At 55.0% G+C, this 9,747-nt stretch carries 9 protein-coding genes and 1 pseudogene; 9 read left to right on the top strand and 1 reads right to left on the bottom strand.

The window, feature by feature from the left end; translation table 11 throughout:
• Positions 1-348: DUF4368 domain-containing protein (locus QZ329_RS13545; RefSeq protein WP_295753507.1), on the top strand; the 348-nt coding region annotated here is incomplete at its 5' end.
• 68 nt (positions 349-416) lie between these two features.
• Here the strand turns inward: QZ329_RS13545 and QZ329_RS13540 are convergent.
• Positions 417-512: pseudogene (locus tag QZ329_RS13540) on the bottom strand (recombinase); the annotation flags it as partial.
• Between the two features lie 913 nt (positions 513-1,425).
• On the opposite strand from QZ329_RS13540, the gene QZ329_RS13535 reads away from it, so the two are divergent.
• From QZ329_RS13535 to QZ329_RS13500, 8 genes are all read left to right on the top strand, one after another.
• A complete protein-coding gene (locus QZ329_RS13535) occupies positions 1,426-1,725 on the top strand; it encodes a hypothetical protein (protein WP_295753505.1) in 300 nt (99 codons plus the stop codon).
• 355 nt (positions 1,726-2,080) lie between these two features.
• The gene (locus QZ329_RS13530) at positions 2,081-2,608 is read left to right on the top strand and encodes an RNA polymerase sigma factor (protein WP_295753503.1); all 528 of its coding nucleotides are present in this window, start codon (positions 2,081-2,083) and stop codon (positions 2,606-2,608) included.
• Between the two features lie 146 nt (positions 2,609-2,754).
• A complete protein-coding gene (locus QZ329_RS13525; protein ID WP_295753500.1) occupies positions 2,755-3,192 on the top strand; it encodes a hypothetical protein in 438 nt (145 codons plus the stop codon).
• Positions 3,193-3,210: 18 nt separating this feature from the next.
• Positions 3,211-3,999, top strand: a complete 789-nt coding sequence (locus tag QZ329_RS13520) for a hypothetical protein (protein WP_295753498.1) — start codon at positions 3,211-3,213, stop codon at positions 3,997-3,999.
• Between the two features lie 560 nt (positions 4,000-4,559).
• Positions 4,560-4,814 carry a hypothetical protein gene (locus QZ329_RS13515; RefSeq protein WP_295753495.1) on the top strand — a complete coding sequence of 85 codons (255 nt, stop codon included), beginning with the start codon at positions 4,560-4,562 and terminating at the stop codon, positions 4,812-4,814.
• Positions 4,815-4,838: 24 nt separating this feature from the next.
• Positions 4,839-5,864 (top strand): DUF4367 domain-containing protein, encoded by a 1,026-nt coding sequence (locus QZ329_RS13510; protein WP_295753493.1) that lies wholly within the window; start codon positions 4,839-4,841, stop codon positions 5,862-5,864.
• A gap of 36 nt (positions 5,865-5,900) precedes the next feature.
• Positions 5,901-8,399: a DUF4367 domain-containing protein gene (locus tag QZ329_RS13505; protein WP_295753491.1), complete on the top strand. Its 2,499-nt coding sequence runs from the start codon at positions 5,901-5,903 to the stop codon at positions 8,397-8,399.
• A 411-nt stretch (positions 8,400-8,810) separates the two neighbouring features.
• On the top strand, positions 8,811-9,747 hold a 937-nt coding region (locus QZ329_RS13500; protein WP_295753489.1), incomplete at its 3' end, for a hypothetical protein.

Here is a 9,747-nt window from a genome sequence, read left to right as displayed (position 1 = left end):
GAACAGTTTGTGTTTCTGACTTCCGGCTATGAGGACGAGAAGCGGGAACTGACAAAGCGGGCCGCAGAGTTGAAAAAGGAGATCGACACCGCCGCCGAGCGCAGCGCCGATGTGAAAAGGTTTATCGCCCTGGTACGCCGGTACACGGAGATCAGCGAATTGATTTATGAGAATGTCCATGAGTTTATCGACCGCATTTTGATCTACGAATTGGACAAGAACACCAACACCCGCAAAATCGAAATCTTTTACAGCTTCGTGGGCAAGGTAGACACCGGCGACCAGCCCACCGAAAGCGTTTCTTATTTCAGGCAGATCGGCGCTGATGTCAAAAGCGTTGTCGTTTAGGGCTGAAAGCAAAATGCTGGGGCAAGATAGCGTACCATTCAAAAACGGTTACGTTATCTCACCCCAGCAAAGCGGGTGCCAGAGATACCATCGTCCGTGAAATGGGTGGGATTCGGGAAACCATTCCGGCGGGCATAGTCCTCTAACATGGCTTTTTGGGATGTATTGTGTAAAGGGTGGTTTCACCATCCAAATACACATTGACTGATGGTTCATTTGTGGCAAGATGACGCAGGTCGGAAAGGCGGTGATCGACCAGCAGGAGGGAACCGAAGCGGGAGTGTCTGGGAATGACCTGGGCGCTCCTTCTTCTTTATAGGCCCCCCTCCTAAGAGCGCACTTACTCACCACCTGCCAAGGGCCGATGGTAGTACTGCCTGACGGCAGCCGTGCGCCCTCCGGGGGCGGCTTCGCCGGGGTGTCCTTCCCTGCCGGTATATAATCAGCAGACGCCAACGGTGGCTTGTGCATCGGACGCAGCCGCGCCGATCACCGGGGGCTTGGGGGCCTTCAGCCACCAACAAGCTGCGCCGGGTATATACCGGTGCCTTGCTTGCCAGTACTTTCAACGCCTATAAATGAGGGTTGAATGTCATTCGCATTAGTGGTATACTTGGCTCGTGTTAATTCGATAAATCGAAATTTCGGGGAGGATACATATACATGGATGAACAAAAAAGAGAAACTGTCGAAAAAACAGTAAAGACAGGTATCACATTTGGCAGCGCTTTGGCAATGGTAATTAGTTATTCTACTTGGCACTCTGTTGGGTGGGCCATTTTTCACGAACTGTTGAGTTGGGTATATGTGATATACTTTATTTTGAGATACTAATCCTAGTTTAACGGGGGGGGATTTCATCTTTATGATGAAATTCCCCTTGACAAATGTTCTCTTGGTTCAGTATGGAATTGCTGGGGCCTTGTAACTCATCGTCGCGGCTCAAACGCTCGTAGCGTGCTGTAATCTTGTTTTCTGGGCCATGCTTGCCACCTCCTGTTGTTGTGCGGATTTCTCCGTCCCTAAAATACTAACCCTTTTGGATCACTGTTTCCTACCGAAATCATAGAAGGATATGTGCTTGAAAATGATGTTGCCCTGTATGGTGAGGGAAATGAAAGTGTTTTGCAAGTCCCATTTTTCAATGAGCGGCTTGGTGACGAATTGGTGGTAACGGTTTATGCAAAAGGCCATTATGGAGATGAGCCTTTAGATGAGGTCATCTATGGCGGCCACGCTTTCAAAGGAAGTATGATTGCGATTGACGGAGGGGATTATGTGATACGTTACTTCACTAGACGGGATATTATTGCAATCTCTGAATTTGAGGATATGGTAAAGTCGGCGCGGCAACTTTCCTCGTGGAGTATGGCGTAGGAACTTCCCAACAAGGGCAGCGCCCCCACTGAATACCCCGATACTACCATCGCCCCAGGCTTCGACCTGGACGAACCCCATGAATTGGCCGCTCCGTACCCCCCACACTTTCGCGCCGCTTTTTACAAACCTTGACTTTTTGACCAATTACCGATATGATAGAGACAGCGTTTCGGCATATCATCCTGCTTGCTTGGTTTCGTCCGGCAGTGAGAAGGATGAAGCTCAAAAGGCCCTTAAAGTCCCTGCTTTTTGGGGATATTTGCACAAAACCTTATTTTGTAATGGAATTTGCCGATATGCAAGTAGGAAGGTATGTTTTCGGGCTCCAAACGCCTGTCAGGAGGTAGCGCCTATGCTGATGCTCTATCTGCAAATGCTGGATACGCCGGAGGAAAAGGTTCGGTTTGAGGAAATCTACCTGAAATACCGTGAGAAAATGTTCCATGTGGCGGACAGCATCTTGCATAACGATCAGGACGCGGAGGACGCGGTTCACAATGCCTTCCTGCGGATCATCAAGAAGTTTTCCAGGTTTCAGAATATACCGGCCAAGGATTTGGCTCCGCAGGTCGTTGTGATTGCCCGAAACGAAGCGATTTCTCTCCAGCGCAAGAAGAAGGATGCCGCTCCGCTGGAGGATTGGGACGGCTTTGCGGAAACGGCGGAGTCCGTCAGCGATTATCACACCCTGGTGGAGACCTTTGCCCGGCTGCCCCTGTCGTACCGTTCGGCCCTGGAGATGAAGATGGTGGGCTACTCCGATGGGGAAATTGCCTCCAAGCTGTGCCTGACGAAGACGGCGGTCAGCACCCGGATCAGCCGGGGCCGCCAGTTCCTGCGGAATATCGCGGAGCAGGAAGGCTTTTTGATGGACGCGTAACCATCTGCCGCCATGGCTCAAAATAGTTTTTCAAATTTTTCTTGAAATCATGTGAGAATCCGCTTCCTTGCTGCGTTAACATAGTGAGGGAGCGGATTTTCTGTTGCCCGGATTAGGATGAATTTAAGAATATGGTGGTGATCTCTTTGAAGAAGAAAGGGCTGGCGCTGCTTCTGTGCGTGGCTGCTGCTGCCGGATGCCTGTATGCTGCGGCTCTCCATAAGCGCAGCACGAAAGAGGGAACCATTGAATATGTCCAGGCGAACCAGGCGGCTGTGGAACAGTTTGCGTCCGGTCTGCTGGAGGACCCGGCAGAAGGGGCCAGATATAACGGATGGCAGGCGGACTGCTATCAGGCTGTCCGAATGGTGGAGTTCATTATAAAAGGAACCGGCATCGGCTCATCAACCGCCTATGAGGGCTTTTACTATTCAGAGGATGACCGCCCGATTGGGTTCCAGGGCACAGAGCTGGACTTTGTGCAGGATGGGGCCGGCTGGAGCTGGAGGGAAGAGAGCGGAGATAACCACGAACGAATAGAGAAGATCACGGCACATTGGTACTGGTTCCAAATGAGCTTTTAACAAGGAGGGGACGTGCAAATGAAAACGATAACCATACTGTTCTCGGCTCTGATCTGCTTGTTTGGCCTGACGGGCTGTGTGCCTGCCCCTGAAGGGAGCGGTCCAGGCCGTCCCATAGCGGCTTACATCGCAGATGATGTAACGAAAGCGGAGATCACACACCGGGCCGGGGGAACGGTGACGGAGTGGACGGCGGAGGGCGAAGAACTTGACGCGCTGAGAGATTGGGCTTCCGGGCTGAAATACGGGCTTCTGGATTCGGAGGAGAATCCGGGAGACCATGACGGCGGCGAGGTCTATGAGGTTGTTCTGACCGAAGGGTATTACCCGGGCTTTTCGTATGTGATTTGTGGACCGGATGATTGCTATTTGCTGATAGAGGGATACTGGTACTCCGTGACAAATCCCTCAGACCCGCCCGCAGCCTCCCCGGCGGACCGTGGAGCAGGGACGCTCGATGTCTCGAAGTATGTGGTAAAGGGAGCGGACGGAGAGGCGGCCGAGCTGTCGGGGGAGGATGCGGAGATTTTGACACAGGTACTTTCGGGCGGCGCCTGGGCAGAAGGAACGACGGACTGCGCCAGCGACTGCACAGTGGGCTTGGACGGCAGATGGTTTCGCTATCATTCCGAATGCGGCACATTCAACGAAATCACCATTCCCGGCCAGCCGCAGTTGGCTTCCGCTCCGCCTCCGCCGGCCGAAGGGAGGGGCCTTCCGCTGGCCGATGCGGAACGGGCCGCTGTCAATGCGGTTCTCAAAAAGTACATTACCCTGGGACCTAGCATTGTAGAGAATGTCGGATAATAGCGGGTCCAAAGGAGGAAACCTGCTTGAAACGGAAGGGCGTACGCTGTTTATCCTGTTGCTGATTGTCATAGCTGTCACGTATAAACAGACAATTGGCGCGCCAGTGATTGGGACTATCGGCGGGGCAGAGTGGGAGTATTTGACCGTGGAAGGAGCGGAGTATGAAATCGACTATAGCAATCCTCAAAAATAATGACAACAAAGGAGATGGATTCAGGCGGTACAGCACAAGGATGCCGACGCAGGCGGGCTGACGTCCGTCAAGGAGGAAAACGCAGTGATGTGAAGTCCATATCTATTCCATCAAAGAACATGATGAATATCTATATTGTCAATGGGAATGGGAAGGCCATATTTATAGGCGCGTTCCTTGAACGGACACGAAGTAATCTGTATCAATCGACATCCTTGAAAAAATTCTTTAAAAAATTTTGAAAAATCATGTGAGAATCCGGTCTCTCGCTGCGTTAATCATAGTAAGAGTGCATTGACGCGCCGGAGCGGCGGACTCTTCCGGGGAAATCCATAGATTATCCATAGATTTAGGAGGAATAACCGTGGATGAACGGATGGTTCCGGCAGTGATCGTGATGGTTATCTTCTTTTTGGGCATCCCGGTTCTGCTGGGGGCGCTTGTGTACCGTGCAGCGCAAAAGAGCAAAAAGCGGGGAATCTATTTTCTGGTGGGGGTTCTTCTTATCGGCGCGATCATGCCGGCTTACGCCATATACCTGGGCGCGATCCTGGGGATTGTGTTTCAGATTTCGCTCCACAAGGCGTCGAACAAGAAAGCGCCAATAAAGGACACGTGACTGGAAGTGCAGGAGGGAACAGACATGACAGGGCAAGCGCTGGATCAGCTGGCCCGGCGGGTCATACTGGACACGGCCCGGCTGGAATACGGAGTGCTGTTGAAAGAAACGCCGGAGCGTACCTTTTCCCCCAGCTTCGAGCGAAGGATGAAGAAACTGCTGCGCCGGGGCAGGCATCCGGTCTGGTACAAGGCCCTTCACGCGGCGGCGTGCCTTCTGCTGGCGCTGCTGCTCAGCGGGTGCGCGGTGCTGGCGGTCAGCCCGGCGGCCCGGGAGGCCTTTGCCGGATGGGTGCGGGAAGTCCATGATACCTATTTCAGTTACCAGTATGTCGGACCGGATCAGGACGTTCAAGAGGATTTGACAAAGATTGCATTTCTTCCAACATGGCTCCCAGAGGGCTACCAGGAAGCGGAGCGGCCGCAGCTGTATGGAATGGTGAATATTTCCTATGAAGCAGACGGCAAAGAGACCGCGATTTTCGGGTACGCGCCGGAGCTTTCCATGACGGTATACACGGAAAACGCTGAGGCACATGAGGCGCAGGTCCACGGACGCAGAGCGGACTTATATCTGGACGGCCAGGAGGGTAACCGGAATGTGCTTGTTTGGACAGACGAAGATACGGGCTTCTTCCTCTGGATCTCCGCGCCGCTCTCCGGTGAGGAACTGGTCAGGATGGCCGAGAGCGTGGAGGCCCTGCCCCTTGCTTACTGCCCCGCTTGGGTGCCGGAGGGCTATACGCTGCTCTCCGGCGGCGCCAAGCTGCCGGTAATACTGGATTATCAGGGCCAGGACGGAGACTATTTCACTCTCTTGGTGATGGAGAATGCGAAGAGCACCAAAATGGAGATCGAGCTGGAGAAGGGAGACAGTTACCAGCCGGCCTCGGTTTTGGGAAAGCCGGCGGACATGTACCTGGGCGCGGAGGGACATATATCTGTCCTGATTTGGATGGATAATGAAGAACAGCTGACGTTCAACCTGTGCGGCACGCTTACGGAACAGGAACTGATGAAAGTCGCGGAGAGCATTGGAAAAGCGCAGTAAGAAGCGGTCCCAACGGGAGAGGGGGAGAAAGCTGTTATGACAGAGCAAGCGTTGGATCGGCTGATTCACGGAGTCATATTGGACACGGCCCGTCTGGAATACGGAGTGCTGCTGGAAGAAGCGCCGGAGCATACCTTCTCTCCTGCCTTTGAGCGGAGGATGAAAAAACTGCTGCGCCGGGGCAGGCATCCGGTCTGGTATAAGTCCCTCCATGCGGCGGCATGCGTGCTGCTGGCGCTGCTGCTCAGCGGGTGCGCGGTGCTGGCGGTCAGCCCGGAGGCCCGGGAGGTCTTCGCGGGCTGGGTGCGGGAAATTCATGACAATTATTTCCTCTACGAGTTTTTGGGGAACGAGGAAAGAGAAGCCGTTTCAAAGGAGGAGGTTCTCTATCAGCCCACCTATGTGCCGGCCGGGTATCGGATCGAGAACCGGTCTGTGTTTTCAGTCGGTATTGTGTCTGTCAGTTATATAGACGACCAAACCGGCAATATCGCAGAGTTCACCTATTTTTCGGACATGTCGTCGCCGATCCTCCAGATTGCGGGAGAGAATGAGATCATCTATCAAAAGGTCCAGGTCAACGGGTTCCCCGCCGATCTGTATCTGGATTCGGAAGAGGGAGAAGCCAACGCTATCGTATGGGTGGACGAGAGGAATGGGGCTGCGTTTCGAATTGGCGGCATCATAAGCGGGGAAGAGCTGGTTTGCATGGCGGAGAGCGTGGAAGCCGTCCCCCGGAATGTGCGCTTCTGTCCGTCCTGGCTGCCGGAGGGGTACGATGAGACCTCCGCCCAGGACTGCCCGGCGAAGGGGGATAACGTCCCCAGGGGCCTGGACGCCGGAAAGAGCGTCCTGACCTATGAGGACGGGAAGGGCGGACGTTTGACCATCACCTATGCCCAGGAATTTGATATAACCGGCCTGCGCCCGGACAAATGCGAGGCGGACGCGGTTTCCGTGCTGGTTGGAGGAGACCAGGCGTTTTTGTTCCTGGGTCAGGAGGACCATCATCTGGTCTGGGTGGACGGAGAGAGCGGCGTATTCTTCTGGATTTCCGGCCCCTTTACCGGAGAAGAACTGATTCGGATTGGGGAGGGTATGCGCACCGCGCCTCAAGAAGTGATGTTCTACCCATCCTGGCTGCCGGAGGGATACTATGAGACCACTACCGATGATTTGCGGAGACAAAGTATCCTCCGCTATGAGGACGGAAAGGGAGGACTTCTGACCATCCTCCATCCCGAAGATTTTGATCCCGGAACGCTGATGCTGGTTGGGGAAGCGGAGATCGTTTCCGTATTTGTCGGAGAGAATCCGGCGGATCTGTACCTGGATCGGGTGCCGGGCAATGCCAACAACTTGGTTTGGGTGGATCAGGACACGGGGATTCTCTACTGGATTTCCGGCCCTCTTACCGGGGAGGAACTGGTTCGGGTTGCGGAGAGCATGGAGAAACGAGAGGAGCCGCCGCCCCTGGAGGAGTACTGGCTGACCTGGACGCCTTACGGGTATCAGGAGGCAGAACGCTCCCTGCGGGAAAATCGAGGCCATGTGCTTTACCGGGATGAAAAGGGCCGTCAGATTACCCTGGCCTACCGGCGGGGCTCAGAAACCGCCAGCCTACAGATCTCCTCCACTCTGGGCGGGACGATGGAGGCCCGGCCCGTTACAGTGGACGGCGCTGCTGCGGACCTCTACCTGGAGGAAACGCAGGAGGCAGGGAACGCTCTGGTTTGGGCCCGGGACGGGCTGCTGTTCTGGATGATCGCCCCCTGTTCCCAGGAAGAGCTGACCGCCATGGCGGAGAGCGTGGAGGTTCTGCCGGTGGAATACAAGCTCACTTGGGCGCCGGAGGGCTATGAGCTGTATTTGCAGAATGATACCTTCGGTCATACGTTCACGTTCCTCTACAAAAACCCGGAGGGAAACATGATGTGCTTCCTGTACCAACCGGACAAGGAAAAGGCCAGGATGTATTTGGTCCCCAATGAAGACAGCACGGAAAAGCAGGTGTCCGTTAAGGGGAATCCGGGGGATTTGTACCTGGCGAAGCCGGGAGGCCCCCAAAGTGAGCTGGTCTGGTGGGACTCGGAGATGGAAGCGCTTTGCACCATCAGCGCATCCGTGTCTGAGGAGGACATCCTCAAAATGGCGGAGAGCATCGAGGCGGCAGCGCCTTCTCCAAAAGTCCGGCAGCCCAGCTGGATTCCCATGGGGTATCACTACGCGGGAGGCTCTTCCGGTTCCAGTTCGATGGAATGCCGGTATAAAAACGAAAACAGCGATGAATTCCTATTCGTGTTCCTGGGTCCTCCAGAGGCGGAGGAGAAAGAAAAACTCCGGGAGACCGTGAAGGGCCTGGAGTCCCAAAGCGTCCTGGTGAACGGACAGGCGGCGGAGCTGTACTCCGCGGCCGATGGCGTTCTCTATCTGGTCTGGAACGGCCAGGAGCCGGGGGAGGTTTTCTGGCTTTCCGCAGCGCTGGACGCCGGAACACTGATTCAGATCGCTGAAAGTGTGTTCTATCCATCGTAAGGCAGAGGGATTGCCTGCTCTGCTGGTGTTGTTCAAACGAAATTGTAAAATCAATCATTCAATGATTTAACGCCTTTTACAGCTGCTGTTCCTGCGGAGTTGGATTTTTGATGATAGGGTAGTAAGGAGTATTTTGCGCTTAGGCGTAGGAAATGGCGGAATCACAGCGTTTGCGCCACTGGAAAGCGAATGTGCCGGCAGCAGGGCTGTCAGTCAGGTTTTCCGGTGGATATGATCCCAGGGTTAGGAGGCGTTTTGTACTGTACGGCAAGGTCACAGTACAAATCGCCTTCCTTTTTTTGGAATACTAGCCGGAGGATCTGTTTGGGTCATTATTCGTTGATCCTGGAAGGAATTGTTGCTGAATAAATCGAATAACCAAACACGATCAAATACAAGGAGGAACTCAACATGAAACGCTTACACAAAATCAAGGTCCTTTTCGTTTTGGCCCTGTGCCTGACGCTCACCGCCTGCGGCGGCGGCGGACCTAAGCAGGAGGCGGCGGGTTCAGCGGAGGAGGCCACCGTCCATTTCCTCACGAACCTGCAAAACGGCGAGTTTGACCAGGCGAAAACCTACCTGGATAAAGAGAATCCGCTTCTGGCGGTCTTCCCCGCGGCGGAGGGCGAAGCCGCCCCGGAGCTGGACGGCGTATACCGGCAGTTCCGGGAGAAGATGTCCGGCCTGACCTTCCGTGTGGCGGACGAGGGGGCCGTGGGGAACAGCATGGTGTACATCGCCGCCGCCCAGTATGATTTCCGCTCCGCCATCAACGAGGCCATGCTGGCGGCCATGGAGACCCAGTGCCGGGAGGGCGGGACCGCCTTCGCGGACTACGCCGGATGGATGAGTCAGGGCATTGCCGGCGCGGCCATGGGGGAAGAGGAGACCGTCCGGGCCATGGCGACGGATAAAAACGGCGGCTATATCATCGACCACCGGGGGTACACCGACCACGACTTCATGAACCTGTTCACCGGTGGGTTCTACGACTACGCAGACTTCCAGATGGCCGTCTGCACCAGCTCCATGGACGGCGTGGAACACACCTATTACTTGGCTGCGCTGGGGGACCAGGTAATCGCCTGCGTGGAAGAGGTTTCGGAGCCGAACGAGAGCGGGGAACTGGATGATGAAACGATAAACGGGCTGAATGAATTTTACACCCAGACCGCTCAGCAGATTCCAGGCTTTTACATGGGGGTTTCCAAGGACGGCGGCCGGGCCGTCACCCACATCGGCATCGACTTCCAGACGGCGGACCAGAATGCCCTGGTGAACTCCGGCATGGTCAGCGGCGACTACCGGGGCAACATGGCAGATGGGTGGCTCAGCCTCTCGGCTA

It is taken from the genome of uncultured Oscillibacter sp., from assembly GCF_910579365.1.
Taxonomy (GTDB): Bacteria; Bacillota; Clostridia; order Oscillospirales; family Oscillospiraceae; genus Oscillibacter.
Note: the sequence above shows the minus strand (reverse complement) of the source record. Positions and strands in the feature narration are given on the sequence as shown.